This window comes from Pantoea sp. UBA4549 (assembly GCF_002387285.1).
In the GTDB taxonomy this organism is placed as follows: Bacteria; Pseudomonadota; Gammaproteobacteria; order Enterobacterales; family Enterobacteriaceae; genus Pantoea; species Pantoea borealis.
Map to the genome: position 1 here is coordinate 250,802 of NZ_DGLH01000009.1, position 17,468 is coordinate 268,269.

The window sequence follows — 17,468 nt, forward strand, 5'->3', positions numbered from 1 at the left end:
TCCACTAAATTCTGACCGGGCAGCGGCGACAATGAGGCTGCGTTGTTTACCCGCACCAGCCTGCCTGGCCCGCTACTGTACCGCTGTGTCGCTTTCACTTCCTGATTAACCCGGTTAACAGCAGATTGTCCCCGTTGCAAAATATTCGCTAGACTGCAAAAGCAATGAGTGACTTAACAGGCAAACTACATAGTGAACACATTTAAACTTTCTGCATTTATGCTGCTTTCTCCTGCGCTGGTGAGCGCATTTGCAGCCCACGCTGATCCGCTGTCGCTGGGCGCCTCTGTTATCTATGCTCAATCACCTTATCGTGGCGGACAGGATCGTTATCTGCCCGTACCGGTGATTAACTATGAGGGTGAAAACTTCTGGTTTCGCAGTCTGCAGGGCGGCTATTACCTGTGGAAAGATCCGCAGAATCAGCTGTCACTGACGCTGCTCGGTTCGCCGCAGCAGTATGACCCGGATGATAACGATCTTGGCGACATGAAATCCCTGGACAAGCGTCGTATGACCCTGATGGCGGGCGGCACCTACCGCCATGTCGCGCAGTGGGGGATCCTCCGCACGGCGTTACTGGGTGATGTGCTGAATAACAGTAATGGCATCATCTGGGATCTCACCTATCTGTACCGCTTTGAATTCGGCGCATTCAGCCTGACACCCGGTATTGGCGCCCTGTGGAACAGTGCAAATCAAAACCGTTACTACTATGGCGTTTCTTCGCATGAGAGTGCCCGCAGCGGTATTGCACAATACCGGCCGGATGACAGCTGGTCGCCTTATGTGGAGCTGAATGCCAGCTACCAGCTTAGTCAGAACTGGAACGCCAGCTTTTCCGGGCGCTACACGCGTTTTGATGATGAAATCAAAGATAGCCCGATGGTGGATAAAAATGGCCAGGTCACGCTCTGGACCGGCCTCAGTTACAGTTTCTGATGCACTTTCGCAACGCCTGATATCAGGCGTTGTTTTTTTATAGCTCTACAGCGCAGGAGGGATGATGAAAAACGTCTGGATCAACGATGCTTCACTGCCCGCTATCGGGCAGGGCACCTGGTATATGGGGGAAAACCCCTCGCTGCGTGGTCAGGAGATCGCGGCGCTGCAGGCGGGGCTTGCGGCCGGTTTGCAGGTGATAGATACGGCAGAAATGTACGCCGACGGGGAAGCTGAGAGAGTGGTGGGTGAGGCGCTGCAGGGGCGGCGTGACAGCGCCTGGCTGGTGTCAAAAGCCTATCCGTGGAACGCCGGTGAAGCTGATATCACCGGGGCGTGTGAACGCAGCCTGCAGCGACTTAACACCGATTATCTCGATCTTTACCTGCTGCACTGGCGCGGTAATATTCCGCTGGAAGAGACTATTCGCGGTATGGAGAAGCTGGTGGCGCAGGGAAAAATACGCAGCTGGGGCGTCTCAAATTTTGACAGCGACGATATGGAAGAGCTGTGGGAAGAGCAGGGCGGCTTCTCCTGCGCGACTAACCAGGTGCTGTATCATCTCGCATCCCGCGGGATTGAGCATGAGCTGCTGCCGCTCTGCCAGCAGCGCGCGATGCCGGTGATGGCCTATTGTCCGCTGGCCCAGGCGGGGCGGCTGCGGCAGGCGCTGTTTGATAACGCCCAGCTGCTGGAACTCGCCCGGCATAAGCAGATTAGCGTGGCCCAGCTGCTGCTCAGCTGGGCGATCCGGCATGACGGCGTCATGGCGATCCCTAAAGCGGGAAGCGTTGCACACGTCCAGGAAAACGCTGCGGCGCTGAACGTTACGCTCAGTGCCGACGATCTCGCGTTACTCGATCAGCTCTTTCCTGCTCCGCAGCAGCGCGTACCGCTGGATGTGGTTTAAGCGGGTTTAACGCCGCGCACGCGCAGGGTTGTCCCCAGGCGGGCAGGGGTTTCGCCCGCGCTTTTCAGTGGCTTATTTATGCGCGCCGTTTCCACACAGACCATGGTTTTATAACCGTCATTTGGCATGTCCGCCATGCTGCAGGAGAGTTCCGGACCCGGATTCCAGGTGACAACGTCACTTTGATAATGGTGATAAACCTCAATCTGCCGGCTGCCGCCGCTATCTTTGATTACGCTGCATTCGTCAGGCGCGGTATAAATGCGATCGATTCGCCCCGGATAGCGCTGCACGCCATCGCTGTTTTCGCCCGGTGAGTTATCTGCCACTTTATCAATAAAGGTATGTCCCAGACCGCTTACGGCTGTGCCGGCAATGTCGGTCACGCTGAAATAAGCATGCAGTGCAGCTGTCGCCTCAAAATCGCCCCAGGCTTCGAGTTCGATCTCGCACTGCTCTGCCAGCCGGAAACGTGCCAGCAGCGTAAAATCATGAGGCCAGAGCTTTTTCGTCTGGCTGTTACTTTCCAGCGTAAATGTCAGCATAACGGCGTCTTCATTTTCATCGTGTGCCGTCAGCGTCCATGGCTGGGTGCGGGCAAACCCATGCGCCGGTTCGCCGGCAGGACCAAACCACGGCCAGCAAATCGGCACGCCGCCGCGAATCGCTTTACCTGTCCTGAATGCACTTTTATCACTCAGCCAGATAACAGGTTGCTGACCGCTGGGCTGCCAGGCGAGCAGATGTGCGCCCTGAAGCGCGATAGCCGCACGAACTTTTGGATGACTGATAACCACTACCGGCAGATCGTCCTGCTGACGCAAAGACAAATAAGGGGTTATTTGCTCAGTCACAGGCAATGTAAAAAGCGTATTTGGCATCGTTCAGCCTCTGTTTGTCTGGTCGAAAAAAAAGGGCGACCGAAGTCACCCTTATCTGTATAGCCTGGTTACTTATTTAGCAGCAACCAGCGCAATCAGGTCGAGAACCTTGTTGGAATAACCGGTTTCGTTATCGTACCAGGAAACCAGTTTTACAAAGTTGTCATTCAGCGCAATACCAGCTTTGGCATCAAACACTGAGGTCAGCACTTCGCCGTTGAAGTCTGTAGAAACCACGTCATCTTCAACATAGCCCAGCACATCTTTCATTTCGCCTTCTGAAGCTGCTTTGATAGCTTCACAGATTTCTTTGTAAGTTGCTGCTTTTTCCAGACGAACGGTCAGGTCAACCACAGAGACGTTAGGCGTAGGTACACGGAAAGCCATACCGGTCAGTTTGCCGTTCAGCTCTGGCAGTACTTTGCCCACTGCTTTTGCTGCGCCGGTAGAAGATGGGATGATGTTCTGTGCTGCACCGCGGCCGCCGCGCCAGTCTTTGTGTGACGGGCCATCCACAGTTTTCTGGGTAGCAGTGGTAGCGTGCACGGTGGTCATCAGGCCTTCAACGATACCGAATTTGTCGTTGATGACTTTTGCCAGTGGTGCCAGGCAGTTGGTGGTGCAGGATGCGTTAGACACGATATCCTGACCCGCATACTTATCAAAGTTTGCACCGCGTACGAACATCGGGGTGTCATCTTTAGATGGGCCGGTCAGAACCACTTTCTTCGCGCCAGCAGAGATATGTTTACGCGCGGTTTCGTCAGTCAGGAAGATCCCGGTTGCTTCAGCAACAACGTCAACGCCTGCTTCGTCCCACTTCAGGTTAGCCGGGTCTTTCTCAGCGGTAACACGGATTTTCTTACCGTTAACAATCAGCGCGCCATCCTGTACTTCTACGGTGCCGTCGAAACGACCATGCGTAGAATCGTATTTCAGCATGTAAGCCATGTAATCGGCGTCGAGCAGGTCGTTGATCGCAACGATTTCGATGTCTGAACGCTGCTGAGCAGCACGGAAAACGATGCGACCGATACGGCCAAAACCGTTGATACCTACTTTGATAGTCATATATTCCACCAGCTATTTGTTAGTGAATAAAAGGTTGACTGTAAAATTACAAAAACCTTACCAGGCGTCAAGCGGAATCGTGTCAATTGTTGCGACAGGTCAATTCCAATGCCAGGAATAATCTGTAATGCAACCGCTTGCGCACCTGTTTTACAGCGCGTCTATCTTACGCTGATTAGCGTGTGAAAAGGGAAGTTTGTCACAAAGAGTGATCGTCATCACAAAACCACGCTGCAGCAGCCAGAGCAGAAAAGTTCGCACAAAAAAAACGGCGGGCAATGTTGTCCGTTTGTTAGAATAGTAGCTGATTTCTACAGAAAGATACTCTGGAAGCAAAAATGGCAAAAGATACCGCATCTGAAGCAAAAATCGGCCAGCTGTCGGAAATGCAGCGTTACGTCACGCAGCATCGGGGTACGGAGCCACCCTTTACCGGCGCGCTGTTACACAACAAACAGGATGGCATTTATCACTGTCTGGTCTGTCAGGCGCCGCTGTTTCTGTCAGAGAGCAAATATGATTCGGGCTGTGGCTGGCCAAGTTTCTACCAGCCGGTCAACGATGAGGCGATACGTTACCTGGAAGATGACTCGCACGGCATGCATCGGGTTGAGATCCGCTGCGGCAGCTGTGACGCGCATCTGGGTCATGTGTTTCCGGATGGGCCGCAGCCCAGCGGTGAGCGTTACTGCGTTAATTCCGCTTCGCTGAGCTTTACTGACGAGCAGGGCAAACAGCAGGAGGGATAGGATGAATCAGGAACTGAATGCGATGCTGGATGCGATGACGCCTGAGATTTATGAACGACTGGCAACCGCAGTTGAGACGGGTAAATGGCCTGATGGCGTTGCGTTAACGCAGGAGCAACGCGAGCACTGTTTACAGCTGGTCATGCTGTGGCAGGCGCGTCATAACGAGTCGCCGCAGCATATGAGCATTGCCAAAGGTGGCGATATCGTGACGAAGTCTAAAAAGCAATTGAAAGAAGAGTTCGGCATTGAGCCGGATGTCACGCGCATCAATCTGCACTAAGAAAACAGGCTGGTATTCCAGCCTGTTCTTCAGATTATTTCCGCACCCTGCGCCTGCATTTGCGTTAGCGCTATCTCACTGTCTTCCGGACTGAGATTCACGCCACGGCAGCCCTCTTTAACGACCTGAACGTGATAACCGAGCTCCAGCGCATCCAGCACGCTATATTTCACGCAGTAGTCGGTTGCAATTCCCAGCATAACCAGATGCGTGATGTCGCGTTCGCGCAGCCAGTTATCCAGCTCAGTTTTGCGCCGGTGTCCGTTATCAAAAAAGGCGCTGTAGCTGTCCACGTCGACATCGCCGCCTTTATGAAATACGGCGTCAATCAGTGAGCGATCAAGATCGGGATGGAAATCGGCACCCGGACTGTTTTCAATACCGTGGTCCGGCCACCAGATCTGCGCCAGCCCGTTGAGCTCACCCAGCGTATAGACAGGCTCGCCGGATACTGAGGCAAAGCTGCCGTGATTGGCCGGATGCCAGTCCTGCAGGGCCACGACACATTCGCCGCGCTGGCGAAACTCACGTGCATAGCGGTTTGCCACCGCTACGGTCTCATCACCTTCGCGCACGGCCATCGGCCCGCCGGGGCAAAAGTCATTCTGGATATCGATAATTATCAATGCCCGCTTCATATCATTTTGCTCCGTTCAATCCTCAGTCAGTTCGCCACGTAAGTTCTGCTGCATTCTGGCACGAATTTCCTCAGGGCTAAGATCCTGACTTAATAAATAGTGCAGTTTTGTTAACGTGGCCTCAACGGTAAGATCAAAACCGCTGATCACGCCGGCATGCTCCAGCGCATTACCGGTGGCATAGCCGCCCATATTCACTTTGCCGGACATGCACTGCGTCAGATTAACCACAATGATACCGCGCTGGCTCGCCTGCTGAAGCTCATGCAGGAACTCAGCGTTTTGCGGCGCATTGCCCACTCCGTAAGAGCGCAAAATCAGCGCTTTAACCGGCTGGCGCAGGAAGTTGCGTACTACATCTGCAGAAATACCCGGATAAATGGTTACCACACCAATAGGCTGCGGTGTGATGGGATGAACCACCAGCTGGCCTGTCTGCTGTGGCGCGGGAGGCGTATTCAGACGACGGATATGAATACCCGCTTCCAGCAGCGGCGGGAGATTAGGTGAGGCGAAAGCGTTAAAACCGTCGGCGTGCGCTTTTGTGGTACGGTTGCCGCGGAACAGCGTGTTATTGAAAAACAGTGCCACTTCATTAATCGGATAGTTAGCCGCGACATAAAGGGAATTCAGCAAATTTTGCTGACCATCAGAGCGCAGTTCCGCCAGCGGGATCTGCGAGCCGGTAACGATGACCGGTTTCGCCAGATTTTCCAGCATAAAAGAGAGGGCTGATGCGGTGAAAGCCATGGTATCGGTTCCATGCAGAATAACAAAACCGTCATAAGCGTCATAATTCTGGCGGATATCATCTGCAATCGCCTGCCAGTCCTGCGGCGTCATATCGGAAGAGTCGATAAGTGGCGCATATTCGTGAATTGTAAAATCCGGCATCTCCGGCCGGTGGAACTCAGGCATGTTGGCCAGCTGCTGCTGAAGATGGCCTGATACCGGTACATAGCCCTGCGCGGAGCGCTGCATCCCGATAGTACCGCCCGTGTAGGCTACATAGATATTTTTCTTTTGCATGAGTGTACTCAGACTTGCCGTAAAACGCGCAGTATAAGGGGATTGGCAGGGAAAAGCAGCCCGACCAGCGGCCGGGCTGTAAAATTAGCGAACGCTGCCGCAATTCAGACAAAAGGCGTAACGATTTTGCGGATCGTTGAGCTTACCGAGCAGGCCGGGCTGCGCCTGCATGGCACTTACAACCTCCTGCACCGGCGCGGGCAGCCAGATTTTCAGCGCGTCAGGCAGTACTGCCTGCGCCGAAGCGTTCATCTGGTTGAGCAACAGATCGAGCATACCTGGCTCATCCTGATACCAGTTGAGCGATGGCTGCGTTACTTTGGCCAGAGAGGCTGCTTTGGCGACGGCGTCGTCAAAATCACCCAGCGCATCAACCAGACCATTATTTTTGGCGTCACTGCCGGTCCAGACATGACCCTGTGCGATAGCATCAATCTGCTCAGGTGTCTTGTGGCGGGAAGCGGCGACCAGTCCGATAAAATTGCGATAGCCATTCTCAATCGTCAGCTGCATCAGCTGTTGTACCTCTGCAGGCAGCGTTTTGGTCGCAGCCACATCGGCAAGCGGCGAGGTGGCTACGCCGTCCGTGTGCACGCCAATAGCATCCAGACTGTTTTCTACCGTATTGATGACACCAAAGATGCCGATAGAGCCGGTCAGAGTAGAGGGCGCGGCGATGATGTAATCTGCCGGCGTTGAAATCCAGTAACCGCCTGATGCGGCCATGCCACCCATAGAAACCACTACCGGCTTACCGGCTTCATGCGCGGCGGCGAGCTCTTCACGAATGGTTTCCGATGCGGTGACGCTGCCGCCCGGGCTGTTTACCCGCAGGACGATAGCTTTAACTGCAGGATCCAGGCGCGCTTCGCGGATCTGTGCGGCTGTGGTATCACCGCCAACGTTGCCCGCGCTCTCTTCACCGTCCATGATTGCGCCGCTGGCGAGGATCACCGCGATGTTGCCTTTCTGCTGCGCCGGCTGTTTCAGACGGTAGTCATAAATGCTGACATAGCGGTAGTCGTTATTTGCTTTGTCCCAGCCAAATGTTTTAGCCAGCGCCTGGTCGGCGGCTGCGCGTGAACTCAGTGCATCCACCAGTTTGTTATTCAGCGCATATTTAGCCGTGTCGCCCTGGACGGCCTCCAGTCCACTGATAACGCCTGCCGCGCCGGGAAAGAGCTGCTCTGGCGTAATCTGGCGGTTGGCCGACACCGTATTCAGATAGTTTTGCCATAGCTGAGTGATCCAGCGGCTATCCGCATCACGCGCATCCGGGGACATGTTGTCACGCAGGAAAGGTTCAACGGCTGACTTGTAAGTCCCTACGCGAAAAACGTGCGATGACACCTTCAGTTTTTCCAGCAGGGTTTTGTAATAGAGTCCGTTGGTCGCAAACCCGTGCAGATCAACCGTGCCCTGCGGCGAAAGCCAGATCTTATTGGCGAAGCTGGCCAGGTAATATTGCGCCTGACTGTAGCTGTCACCCAGCGCATAGACCGGTTTCCCGCTATCACGAAACTCCCGCAGCGCTTTGCCGACATACTGCAGGGAAGGCTGATCGCCACCGGCAAAATCGCGCAGATCCAGAACGATACCGGTAATATTGCTGTCAGTTTTCGCCTGGCGAATGGCGTCAACCACATCAAACAAGGAGTTTTCCTGCAGGCGATCGCTGTTTGCGCCCAGCAGCTGGCGGCTGATCCGGCTCAGACGGTTACTCACCGAAGGTTTATCCACTAGCATACCGCTGAGATCGACTTTTAACGCGCCCTGCTGGACCGGTTCACTGTTGCCTGCGCTCGACAGCTGCAGCCAGATGCCGACACCGGCCAGAATCAGCACAATGAGAAACAGATTAAGGATAAATTCCCGGATAAAATTCAGAACCCGCCAGCTCCAGCGGAACAGACCGGCAATAATTCGCCACAATGTGCGCATAAACTCTCCATATTCACGTAGCCAGGGCCGGCAGCAGGTGCGCGTACCCCGATATCGGCATCATCCTAAAGAGCAGCGGCTGAAAAGTCAGCAGGAATTCGCACCAGACTGTTACAAAAGATCGCGCTGTGCCAGGATTAGCACATCATCAGAAGGCACAGGAGAACCCTTATGGATGCACTGGAGTTATTGACCAATCGCCGCTCAGCTTCACGGCTGACTGAACCCGCTCCGGCAGGAGAGGTGTTGCAGAATATTCTGCATGCCGGTATGCGGGCACCCGATCACGGTACGCTGCGCCCGTGGCGTTTCGTCATTGCAGAGAATGAGGGGCGGGATCGGCTAAGCCGCGTACTGGAGCAGGCTGCCCGTGATAGCGCGCTGGAAGAAAAAGCCATTGCGAAAGCGGCGGCAGCGCCGTTTCGTGCCCCGATGGTGATAACCGTGATTGCCGACTACAAACCCTCTGAAAAAGTGCCACAGTGGGAGCAGGTTGTCTCTGCTGGCTGTGCCGTCATGGCGATGCAGATGGCCGCGCTGGCGCAAGGGTATAACGGCATCTGGCGCAGTGGCCCATGGACCGATCACCCTCACGTGCGGGCGGCTTTTAACTGCAAGGAAAAAGATGCGATTGTGGGGTTTCTCTATCTCGGCACGCCGCAGCTTAAAGCCAGCACCACGGTGGTCGCACCGGATACTGCAGAATTTGTCTCCTGGTTTTGATTCTTCCGCCTGCAATTTGACAGAATTGCAGGCGTCATGCGCAAAAACGCCGCATCCGTGCAGAGAAAGCTTACCTGCAGCAAGCCGCCAGGCTACCATCGCGTCATCATTTCCGTTAAAGCTGAAAGAAAGGATTTGCGCCTTCCATGCGTTTATTTATTGCTGAAAAACCGAGTCTGGCGCGCGCCATCGCAGAGGTGCTGCCAAAGCCGCATCGCCGCGGAGAGGGCTATATCGCCTGCGGCAACGATCAGGTTGTGACATGGTGCGTCGGGCATTTACTGGAGCAGGCGCAGCCTGACAGCTACGACAGCCGCTATGCCCGCTGGAATCTGGCCGATCTGCCTATTATTCCTGAAAAGTGGCGTCTGCAGCCGCGTCCCTCGGTAGCAAAACAGCTAAAGGCTATAGAAGGATTACTGCAGCAGGCCAGCGAAATTGTGCACGCCGGCGATCCGGATCGTGAAGGTCAGCTGCTGGTGGATGAGGTGCTGGATTATCTGCAGCTGCCGGCCGGGAAGCGCCAGCGGGTACAGCGCTGCCTGATCAACGATCTTAATCCGGCGGCCGTTGAACGTGCAGTCAGCCGGCTGCGGGAAAACCGCGAATTTATCCCGCTCTGCGTCTCAGCGCTGGCGCGTTCACGTGCTGACTGGCTGTATGGCATCAACATGACGCGCGCCTGGACCCTGCTTGGACGCAATGCCGGCTATGATGGCGTCTTATCGGTAGGGCGTGTGCAGACGCCGGTGCTCGGGCTGGTAGTCAGACGGGATGAAGAAATTGAGCACTTTGTACCCAAAGACTATTTTGAAGTGAAAGCGCATATCGTTACGCCGAAGGAGGAGCGCTTTGTTGCCAGCTGGGTGCCGAGCGACGCCTGCGAACCCTGGCAGGATGAAGAGGGGCGTGTCCTGCACCGGCCGCTGGCAGAGCACGTGCTGGCACGTATCCAGGGGCAGCCCGCACAGGTTACCGGCTATAACGACAGGCGTGAATCGGAAACCGCGCCGCTGCCGTTTTCGCTCTCCAGCCTCCAGATTGAGGCAGCAAAACGTTACGGGCTCAGCGCACAGAGCGTGCTGGACTGCTGCCAGCGCCTCTATGAGACGCATAAGCTTATTACCTATCCGCGTTCGGATAGCCGCTATTTACCCGATGAGCACTATGCCGGTCGTCATGCCGTACTGAAAGCGATCGCTGTCCACCAGCCCGATCTGACGCCGCCTGCTGACTTCAATGCGGAACAGAAAAACCGCTGCTGGGACGATAAAAAGGTTGATGCACACCATGCCATCATTCCTACCGCGCGTACCAGCAAAGTGGCACTGAGCGATAACGAAGCCCGAATCTATGCGCTGATTGCCCGGCAGTATCTGATGCAGTTCTGCCCGGATGCGCAATTCCGCAAATGCGTTATCGATCTGGAAATCGGGGGTGGCAAATTTGTGGCAAAAGCACGTTTCCTGGCGGAAGCGGGATGGCGGGCGCTGCTCGGGAACAAGGAGCGCGATGAGGAAAATGACGGCACGCCGCTGCCTGTAGTCAGTAAAGGCGATACGCTGCTGTGCGAGCGCGGTGAGCTACTGGAAAAGCAGACCCAGCCGCCACGGCCGTTCACTGATGCCACGCTCTTATCCGCCATGACGGGCATTGCGCGCTTTGTGCAGGATAAAGAATTAAAGAAAGTGCTGCGCGCGACCGATGGTTTAGGGACGGAGGCCACGCGGGCCGGCATTATCGAGCTGCTTTTTCGCCGGACTTTCCTGGTGAAAAAAGGTCGCTATATCCACTCAACAGAGGCGGGCAGAGCCCTGATCCACGCGCTGCCCGAGATGGCGGCGCGTCCGGATATGACGGCGCAGTGGGAGTCAACCCTGACGCGTATCAGCGAAAAAAGCTGCCGCTATGATGAGTTTATGCAGCCGCTGGTATCCACGCTGACCACGCTGATTGGAGAGGCGCGGCAACGGCCTTCTTTGCAGGCATTTAAAGGGCTGGCCGCCGCCTCGCCGGCGCGCAGTAAAGCAAAAAAACAGCGGCGAAAACCAAAGGAGACGCAATGAGCAGGTATACAACGGTAACGGTGCTGGCGCTGCTGGTTTGCAGCAGTGCAGCGCTGGCAAACCGGATGCCGGAGCCGGCACGTACGGGTAATACTGATGTGGTGGTGGATATGCCGGCAGAGGTCTGGACGCAGGGCCAGAATCGTCAGCAGAACAGCTGCCTTCAGTGCTGCATTTATGAAAATCGCAGCTATTCAGAAGGCGCAGTGGTCAAGGCCGAAGGGGTACTGCTGCAGTGCTCACGGGATGAAAAGGTACTGGGCACCAATCCGCTGCTCTGGAAAATCATTAAATAGGTAAGCGTGGCGCCCGGGCGCCACGCTCAGCGTTTACAGTTCGAACGTTGCCCAGACGGGCGCATGGTCAGACGGCTTCTCCATGCCGCGGATGGCATAATCGATACCGGCATCGACGCAGCGTGCAGCCAGCGGCTGGCTGGCCAGCAGCAGATCGATGCGCAGCCCGCGGTTATCATCAAATCCGCGCGAGCGGTAGTCAAACCAGGAAAACCGATCGTGGGTCGTCGGATTTCTGGCGCGCCAGGTATCCACCAGTCCCCACTGCAGCAGCCGATCCATCCACTCACGTTCTTCCGGCAGAAACGAGCATTTTCCGGTACGCAACCAGCGTTTGCGGCTCTCTTCACCGATCCCGATATCCAGGTCGGTGGCGCTGATATTCATGTCACCCATGATCAGCACCGGCTTGTCAGCGGCGGTGTGCTGCACCAGATAGTTCTGCAGATCGCGGTAAAACTTCTCTTTGGCCGGGAATTTAAGCGGATGGTCACGGCTTTCGCCCTGCGGAAAATAGCCGTTGATAACCGTGATGTTACCTGACGGACCCGGCACCTCGGCCATAATCAGCCGCCGCTGGGCGTCATCGTCATCGCCCGGAAAACCGCGCATGACCCGTACCGGCGCGGTTTTGGTCAGTAGCGCTACGCCGTAGTGCCCTTTTTGTCCATGATAGTTGACGTGATAGCCGAGCTGGCTGACCGCTTCAAGCGGGAACATCTCATCATGAACCTTGGTTTCCTGCAGGCCGATTACGTCAGGCTGATGCTGTTCCACCAGCGCGGCCAGCTGATGAGGGCGTGCACGCAACCCGTTGATGTTAAATGAAACAAATTTCATATCGCTGCCATTTTAATAACCTGTATGCGGCGCGATGGTAACGATTTTCAGGCAAAAAGTCATGCCCGAACGAAAGCTGGCAGTGGAGTAACAGAAAAGGGCAGGGTAAGGCTATCAGGGGAAGAGCGTACAGAACAGAGGATGGTGGCGGGAGAAGGATTCGAACCTTCGAAGTCGATGACGGCAGATTTACAGTCTGCTCCCTTTGGCCGCTCGGGAATCCCGCCTGGGATATAAAGCTCAGATTCAGGCACTGCAGAGTGATTCAGATGGTGGCGGGAGAAGGATTCGAACCTTCGAAGTCGATGACGGCAGATTTACAGTCTGCTCCCTTTGGCCGCTCGGGAATCCCGCCACTTGCCTGAATCTTTGTGCCTGAAGGCGGGGCGCATCATACCAAATGCGTTCCGCCTGTAAAGCACTGGATGTAAAAATAAAACCTGTTTGCCCGTTTTTTATGCGCAGCGCTGAAGAGTTAGACAATTCAGCGCGCTGGCACGCAAACGTCGCGCTTAAAGAATGATCGTACGGTTTCCATAAACAAACACGCGCTGACCGAGCACTTTATAGAGCGCGCGACTCAGCACATTTTTTTCCACATCGCGTCCGGCGCGCATCATCTCTTCTGCGGTATAGCTGTGATCCACGTTGATGACATCCTGCATGATGATCGGGCCTTCATCCAGGTTGTCATTCACATAGTGCGCCGTTGCGCCAATAATTTTAACGCCGCGTTCATACGCCTGATGATACGGACGTGCGCCGATAAAAGCGGGCAGGAACGAGTGATGAATATTGATGATCTGGTTAGGGTAGCGCTGGACAAAGGCGGGCGTCAGCACGCGCATATATTTTGCCAGCACGACGTAATCAGGCTGATAGCGGTCGATCTCTTCCGCCATGCGGTTGTCGTGCTCTTCGCGCGTCTTGCCTTCATGGCTGACCAGCACAAAAGGAATATCAAAGCGTTCTACCAGCGAGCGCAGCGTATCGTGATTTCCGATCACCGCCGCAATCTCCATATCCAGACCGCCAAACGCGCTTTTCATCAGCAGGTCACCCAGGCAGTGCGCCTCTTTTGTGACCAGAATAACAACGCGGCGGCGACCGGCAGTGTGCAGCTCACGTACGGATCCGGCAGGCAGGGCGCTATCCAGATCGGCCAGCAGCGTATTGTCGTTAAAAATGCCTTCCAGCTCGGTACGCATGAAAAAGCGGCCGGTACGGTGATCAACAAACTCATTGTTTTGCACAATGTTGAGTTCATGCTTGTAGCAAATGTTGGTGATCTTGGCGATCAGACCTTTGGCATCAGGGCAAATGGTCCGTAAAACTTTTCGTTGCAGTGTTTGCGCTTGCATCTCAATCAAGGTCCTGTCAAAGCGATAAGGGTATTACCATTGCGGCGGAGCGGGTATCAGCCACAACATTTTTTGTATTTTTTGCCAGAGCCGCAGGGGCAGCGATCGTTACGCCCGATTGCCGGCACTGTTCCATCGACATAGTACCAGCGACCCTCCTCCCGAAGAAAGCGTGAACGCTCGCTGATCGCTGACTCGTGCGCTTTTTCGCGGTAGCGCGCAAAAAAGGTCACAAAGGCTTCGTTCTCATGGATGCCATGATTACAACAGGTTACATTTAGTCCGAGCCAGGTGGTACCGGCAAAACTTTCAGATAAACGCGCCGTCAGATCGGCACTGCGCTGGCTGGCGTGCCAGGTATCTGTCAGATAAACTGCATTACCTGTGGCGTAGGCGGTATAGCGGGAGCGCATCAGCTGTTCAGCACTGAGTGGAATGGCATCGCCGTTTAAAAAGGGCTGACAACATAAGCTATACTGCTTTCCGCTGCAGCAGGGGCACTTTTCGGACACATCATCTCCTGAGAGTGGTTAACGTTATCATAAGCGTGCGCTATGGTAGCCGACTGCGTGGCATGATGCTACGTACCAGCAGCATCAGAGGTAAGATGAGAAAGGTCAAAATTGGACTGGCTCTGGGATCGGGCGCAGCAAAAGGCTGGGCGCATATTGGCGTCATCAATGCACTGGAGCATGCCGGTATCGAAATTGATGTAGTAGCCGGCTGTTCAGTAGGTGCGCTGGTGGGGGCGGCCTACACCAATGGTCACCTGGCAAAAATGGAAAAGTGGGTCAGCGCGTTTCGCTACTGGGACGTGATCCGCCTGATGGATCTTTCCTGGCAGCGCGGAGGATTGTTACGCGGCGATCGCGTTTTCAGCCACATTCGTCAGCTTATTCCACATGACCAGATTGAAGGCGGTTTGAAACCTTTTGGCGTGGTTGCCACAAACCTGAGCACCGGACGTGAACTCTGGCTGACTGAAGGCGATCTGCATCAGGCCGTGCGCGCTTCCTGTAGTATGCCAGGCTTATTACCACCCGTTGGCTACAATGGATACTGGCTGGTAGATGGTGCTGTGGTGAATCCGGTACCCATCTCTCTGACCCGGGCGCTCGGCGCAGACATTGTTATTGCAGTCGATCTTCAGCATGATGCGCATCTGATGCAGCAGGATCTGCTGTCAGTGACGCCGGAAAACGGTGACGATGTGGCAGAGGCGCTTTCGTGGGGCAAAAAATTGCGTCAGCGTCTGATGGGGTTTACACGCCATCGTGCGGCACAGACGCCCGGCGCAATGGAGATCATGTCGACGTCAATTCAGGTGCTGGAAAACCGGCTTAAACGTAACCGCATGGCGGGCGATCCGCCGGATGTGCTGATTCAGCCGTTTTGTCCGCAGATTTCAACGCTGGATTTTCATCGTGCTGAAGAGGCTATGGCTGCCGGTAAGGCGGCCGTAGAGAAAAAAATGGATGAACTATTACCGCTGGTCCGTAGCAGATAGTCAGTTGTTCATTCAGGGGGGTTGTCGCTGATGACAATAATTAAAGGCGCAACTGCATTTTATGAACCACTATTGCAATATCTGGTACGCAGGGGGAGAGAATGGAAAAACCACTACTCGGCAAAAAGATACTCATTGTCGAAGATGAGGTCGTTTTCCGTTCATTGCTGGAAAATGTACTAATCAGCCTGGGGGCAACAGCCCTGGAGGCAGGTGATGGGCTGGAAGGCCTCGACATTCTGTCGGCGCACCACGCCGATCTGGTGATTTGCGATCTGGAAATGCCCCGGATGGGCGGCATTCCTTTTGTTGAGCATCTGCGCAGTCACGGTAATACGGTGCCTGTTCTGGTGATATCAGCCACCCAGAACATGGCGGATATCGCGCATGTTTTGCGGCTTGGCGTGCAGGACGTGTTATTAAAACCGCTGAAAAATATCGAACGCTTCCGTGAAGCCGTTTTTGAGTGTCTTTATCCCTCAATGTTCACCTCCAAAGTGGAGGAGGATGAGCAGCTGTTTCAGGACTGGGATGCGCTGGCACGCGATCCAATCGCCGCGGCAAAATTGCTGAAACAGCTGCAACCGCCGGTTCAGCAAACTATTGCGCACTGCCGCATCAATTACCGACAGTTGACCATGGCGGAACAGCCAGGACTGGTGCTCGATATCGCTGCGCTTTCTGATAAAGATCTCGCTTTTTACTGCCTCGATGTAACCCGGGCAGGCGATAACGGCGTGCTGGCTGCTCTGCTGCTGCGGGCTCTGTTCAACGGTTTGCTGCAGGAGCAGCTATCCGGACAGCATCATCGGTTGCCGGAACTCAACGGCCTGCTGCGTCAGGTGAATATGCTGCTGCGTCAGGCAAACCTGACCGGGCAATTTCCGCTTTTAGTGGGGTATTACCATCGCGAATTGCGTAAATTGATTCTGGTATCAGCAGGTCTTAATGCAACGCTGCATCTGGAAAACAACCAGCTGCAGTTAAACAGCGGTGTGCCGCTGGGAACGATGGGGGGCACCCATCTCAATCAAATTTCACAGCATACTGATGCCTGGCAATGCCATGTCTGGGGCGCCGGAGGCAGGCTTCGTCTGATGTTATCGAGCGAAGAATAAGCAGTTAAACAGCGGGTTAAATCAGTTAAGCAACAGCGCCAGACCTATCCTTTACATTTGGGTAAAAGTCTTAAATTCCATGGATTAAGTTTATCCAGGATAATTCCGCCTGATACTAACTGATATACTCATTTCGTTTTTTAAACCGACATATCAAGTATTAACTTGAGCGGCCTATTAAGAGAGGTATTTGATGTCTGCCTATAAGTCAAAAGTAAAAAAAGCGGTAATCCCGGTTGCAGGTTTAGGTACGCGTATGCTGCCAGCGACCAAAGCTATTCCAAAAGAGATGTTACCGCTGGTCGATAAGCCGTTGATCCAGTATGTCGTAAATGAGTGTATTGCCGCGGGCATTAATGAAATTGTGCTGGTTACGCACTCTTCTAAAAACTCAATCGAAAACCACTTTGATACCAGTTTTGAACTGGAAGCCATGCTGGAGAAGCGTGTCAAGCGTCAGCTGCTGGATGAAATCCAGTCTATCTGCCCGCCACACGTTACCATTATGCAGGTGCGTCAGGGTATCGCTAAAGGCCTGGGCCATGCGGTGATGTGTGCACATCCGCTGGTAGGCGATGAGCCGGTAGCGGTCATTCTGCCAGACGTTATCATCGACGAATATGAGTCAAACCCGACCAAAGACAACCTGGCAGAGATGCTGGCGCGTTTTGAAGAAACCGGTCACAGCCAGATCATGGTTGAGCCAGTTGCAGACGTGACGGCATACGGTGTGGTTGACTGCAAAGGTGCCGAGCTGAGCGCGGGCCAGAGTGCACCTATGGTGGGTGTGGTTGAGAAGCCAAAAGCGAATGAAGCGCCTTCTAACCTCGCGGTAGTGGGTCGTTATGTTCTCTCTGCTGACATCTGGCCTCTGCTGGCAAAAACCCCTCCGGGCGCAGGCGGCGAAGTTCAGCTGACCGACTCTATCGCTATGCTGATGGAAAAAGAGACTGTAGAAGCCTATCACCTGACTGGCGTGAGCCATGACTGTGGTAACAAGCTGGGTTACATGCAGGCTTTTGTTGAGTACGGCGTACGTCACCCGGTGCTGGGCAAAGATTTTGCACAGTGGCTGGACAACGCGGTAGGCAATAAAAAGTAATTCATTAAGCA

Annotated in this window: 18 protein-coding genes and 2 tRNA genes; 10 read left to right on the top strand and 10 right to left on the bottom strand. The window is 54.5% G+C overall.

The annotated features are described in order from the left end of the window. Positions 1-192: 192 nt before the first annotated feature. Both B3041_RS07895 and B3041_RS07900 read left to right on the top strand, forming a co-directional pair. Complete coding sequence (locus B3041_RS07895) at positions 193-942, top strand: MipA/OmpV family protein (protein WP_065649163.1); 750 nt, start codon at positions 193-195, stop codon at positions 940-942. A 64-nt stretch (positions 943-1,006) separates the two neighbouring features. Next, entirely contained in the window at positions 1,007-1,852 is an 846-nt protein-coding gene (locus B3041_RS07900; RefSeq protein ID WP_292972406.1) for an aldo/keto reductase, read from the top strand. Here B3041_RS07900 and B3041_RS07905 read toward each other — a convergent pair. Beyond that, on the bottom strand, positions 1,849-2,733 hold the full coding sequence (locus B3041_RS07905; RefSeq protein ID WP_292971199.1) for a D-hexose-6-phosphate mutarotase: 885 nt from the start codon (positions 2,731-2,733) through the stop codon (positions 1,849-1,851). The genes B3041_RS07900 and B3041_RS07905 overlap by 4 nt on opposite strands. 72 nt (positions 2,734-2,805) lie before the next feature. Beyond that, positions 2,806-3,804 carry a glyceraldehyde-3-phosphate dehydrogenase gene (gene gapA, locus B3041_RS07910; protein ID WP_065649166.1) on the bottom strand — a complete coding sequence of 333 codons (999 nt, stop codon included), beginning with the start codon at positions 3,802-3,804 and terminating at the stop codon, positions 2,806-2,808. A gap of 338 nt (positions 3,805-4,142) precedes the next feature. On the opposite strand from gapA, the gene msrB reads away from it, so the two are divergent. Together msrB and B3041_RS07920 are read left to right on the top strand one after the other, a co-directional pair. Next, on the top strand, positions 4,143-4,553 hold the full coding sequence (gene msrB / locus B3041_RS07915; RefSeq protein WP_065649167.1) for a peptide-methionine (R)-S-oxide reductase MsrB: 411 nt from the start codon (positions 4,143-4,145) through the stop codon (positions 4,551-4,553). A gap of 1 nt (position 4,554) precedes the next feature. After that, entirely contained in the window at positions 4,555-4,836 is a 282-nt protein-coding gene (locus B3041_RS07920) for a YeaC family protein (RefSeq protein ID WP_065649168.1), read from the top strand. 29 nt (positions 4,837-4,865) lie between these two features. Here the strand turns inward: B3041_RS07920 and pncA are convergent, their stop codons facing one another. The 3 genes from pncA to sppA form a co-directional block, all read right to left on the bottom strand. Continuing rightward, positions 4,866-5,474 carry a bifunctional nicotinamidase/pyrazinamidase gene (gene pncA / locus B3041_RS07925; RefSeq protein WP_065649169.1) on the bottom strand — a complete coding sequence of 203 codons (609 nt, stop codon included), beginning with the start codon at positions 5,472-5,474 and terminating at the stop codon, positions 4,866-4,868. 15 nt (positions 5,475-5,489) lie between these two features. After that, the gene (gene ansA, locus B3041_RS07930; protein WP_065649170.1) at positions 5,490-6,503 is read right to left on the bottom strand and encodes an asparaginase; all 1,014 of its coding nucleotides are present in this window, start codon (positions 6,501-6,503) and stop codon (positions 5,490-5,492) included. Positions 6,504-6,587: 84 nt separating this feature from the next. After that, complete coding sequence (gene sppA, locus B3041_RS07935; RefSeq protein WP_292971207.1) at positions 6,588-8,444, bottom strand: signal peptide peptidase SppA; 1,857 nt, start codon at positions 8,442-8,444, stop codon at positions 6,588-6,590. A gap of 171 nt (positions 8,445-8,615) precedes the next feature. Here sppA and B3041_RS07940 point away from each other — a divergent pair, with 171 nt between their 5' ends. From B3041_RS07940 to B3041_RS07950, 3 genes are all read left to right on the top strand, one after another. Further along, positions 8,616-9,167, top strand: a complete 552-nt coding sequence (locus B3041_RS07940; RefSeq protein WP_065649172.1) for an NAD(P)H nitroreductase — start codon at positions 8,616-8,618, stop codon at positions 9,165-9,167. 146 nt (positions 9,168-9,313) lie between these two features. Further along, positions 9,314-11,233, top strand: a complete 1,920-nt coding sequence (locus B3041_RS07945) for a DNA topoisomerase III (protein WP_292971211.1) — start codon at positions 9,314-9,316, stop codon at positions 11,231-11,233. After that, on the top strand, positions 11,230-11,529 hold the full coding sequence (locus B3041_RS07950) for a YnjH family protein (RefSeq protein WP_292971214.1): 300 nt from the start codon (positions 11,230-11,232) through the stop codon (positions 11,527-11,529). Before B3041_RS07945 ends, B3041_RS07950 begins: the two co-directional genes overlap by 4 nt. Before the next feature lie 33 nt (positions 11,530-11,562). On the opposite strand, the gene xthA is transcribed toward B3041_RS07950, so the two are convergent. From xthA to B3041_RS07975, 5 genes are all read right to left on the bottom strand, one after another. Next, on the bottom strand, positions 11,563-12,369 hold the full coding sequence (gene xthA / locus B3041_RS07955) for an exodeoxyribonuclease III (protein WP_065649175.1): 807 nt from the start codon (positions 12,367-12,369) through the stop codon (positions 11,563-11,565). A 142-nt stretch (positions 12,370-12,511) separates the two neighbouring features. After that, positions 12,512-12,596 (bottom strand) — tRNA-Tyr (locus B3041_RS07960). A gap of 43 nt (positions 12,597-12,639) precedes the next feature. Continuing rightward, positions 12,640-12,724: transfer RNA gene (locus B3041_RS07965), tRNA-Tyr, on the bottom strand. A gap of 157 nt (positions 12,725-12,881) precedes the next feature. Continuing rightward, positions 12,882-13,730: a formyltetrahydrofolate deformylase gene (purU, locus tag B3041_RS07970; RefSeq protein WP_065649176.1), complete on the bottom strand. Its 849-nt coding sequence runs from the start codon at positions 13,728-13,730 to the stop codon at positions 12,882-12,884. Positions 13,731-13,786: 56 nt separating this feature from the next. Further along, on the bottom strand, positions 13,787-14,242 hold the full coding sequence (locus B3041_RS07975; RefSeq protein ID WP_065649177.1) for a YchJ family protein: 456 nt from the start codon (positions 14,240-14,242) through the stop codon (positions 13,787-13,789). Between the two features lie 95 nt (positions 14,243-14,337). Here B3041_RS07975 and rssA point away from each other — a divergent pair, with 95 nt between their 5' ends. From rssA to galU, 3 genes are all read left to right on the top strand, one after another. Continuing rightward, entirely contained in the window at positions 14,338-15,237 is a 900-nt protein-coding gene (gene rssA, locus B3041_RS07980; RefSeq protein WP_065649178.1) for a patatin-like phospholipase RssA, read from the top strand. A 101-nt stretch (positions 15,238-15,338) separates the two neighbouring features. Further along, entirely contained in the window at positions 15,339-16,355 is a 1,017-nt protein-coding gene (gene rssB, locus B3041_RS07985; RefSeq protein WP_065649179.1) for a two-component system response regulator RssB, read from the top strand. 193 nt (positions 16,356-16,548) lie between these two features. Further along, the gene (gene galU / locus B3041_RS07990; protein ID WP_039384664.1) at positions 16,549-17,457 is read left to right on the top strand and encodes a UTP--glucose-1-phosphate uridylyltransferase GalU; all 909 of its coding nucleotides are present in this window, start codon (positions 16,549-16,551) and stop codon (positions 17,455-17,457) included. The last annotated feature ends 11 nt before the right edge of the window (positions 17,458-17,468 follow it).

Excerpts from the sequence above, each read along its gene's own strand:
- B3041_RS07950 (WP_292971214.1), top strand. The coding sequence starts at position 11,230 with ATGAGCAGGTATACAACGGTAACGGTGCTGGCGCTGCTGGTTTGCAGC.
- B3041_RS07905 (WP_292971199.1), bottom strand. The coding sequence starts at position 2,733 with ATGCCAAATACGCTTTTTACATTGCCTGTGACTGAGCAAATAACCCCT.
- xthA (WP_065649175.1), bottom strand. The coding sequence starts at position 12,369 with ATGAAATTTGTTTCATTTAACATCAACGGGTTGCGTGCACGCCCTCAT.
- msrB (WP_065649167.1), top strand. The coding sequence starts at position 4,143 with ATGGCAAAAGATACCGCATCTGAAGCAAAAATCGGCCAGCTGTCGGAA.
- gapA (WP_065649166.1), bottom strand. The coding sequence starts at position 3,804 with ATGACTATCAAAGTAGGTATCAACGGTTTTGGCCGTATCGGTCGCATC.
- rssA (WP_065649178.1), top strand. The coding sequence starts at position 14,338 with ATGAGAAAGGTCAAAATTGGACTGGCTCTGGGATCGGGCGCAGCAAAA.
- purU (WP_065649176.1), bottom strand. The coding sequence starts at position 13,730 with ATGCAAGCGCAAACACTGCAACGAAAAGTTTTACGGACCATTTGCCCT.
- B3041_RS07900 (WP_292972406.1), top strand. The coding sequence starts at position 1,007 with ATGAAAAACGTCTGGATCAACGATGCTTCACTGCCCGCTATCGGGCAG.
- rssB (WP_065649179.1), top strand. The coding sequence starts at position 15,339 with ATGGAAAAACCACTACTCGGCAAAAAGATACTCATTGTCGAAGATGAG.
- pncA (WP_065649169.1), bottom strand. The coding sequence starts at position 5,474 with ATGAAGCGGGCATTGATAATTATCGATATCCAGAATGACTTTTGCCCC.
- ansA (WP_065649170.1), bottom strand. The coding sequence starts at position 6,503 with ATGCAAAAGAAAAATATCTATGTAGCCTACACGGGCGGTACTATCGGG.
- B3041_RS07945 (WP_292971211.1), top strand. The coding sequence starts at position 9,314 with ATGCGTTTATTTATTGCTGAAAAACCGAGTCTGGCGCGCGCCATCGCA.
- galU (WP_039384664.1), top strand. The coding sequence starts at position 16,549 with ATGTCTGCCTATAAGTCAAAAGTAAAAAAAGCGGTAATCCCGGTTGCA.
- B3041_RS07940 (WP_065649172.1), top strand. The coding sequence starts at position 8,616 with ATGGATGCACTGGAGTTATTGACCAATCGCCGCTCAGCTTCACGGCTG.
- sppA (WP_292971207.1), bottom strand. The coding sequence starts at position 8,444 with ATGCGCACATTGTGGCGAATTATTGCCGGTCTGTTCCGCTGGAGCTGG.
- B3041_RS07920 (WP_065649168.1), top strand. The coding sequence starts at position 4,555 with ATGAATCAGGAACTGAATGCGATGCTGGATGCGATGACGCCTGAGATT.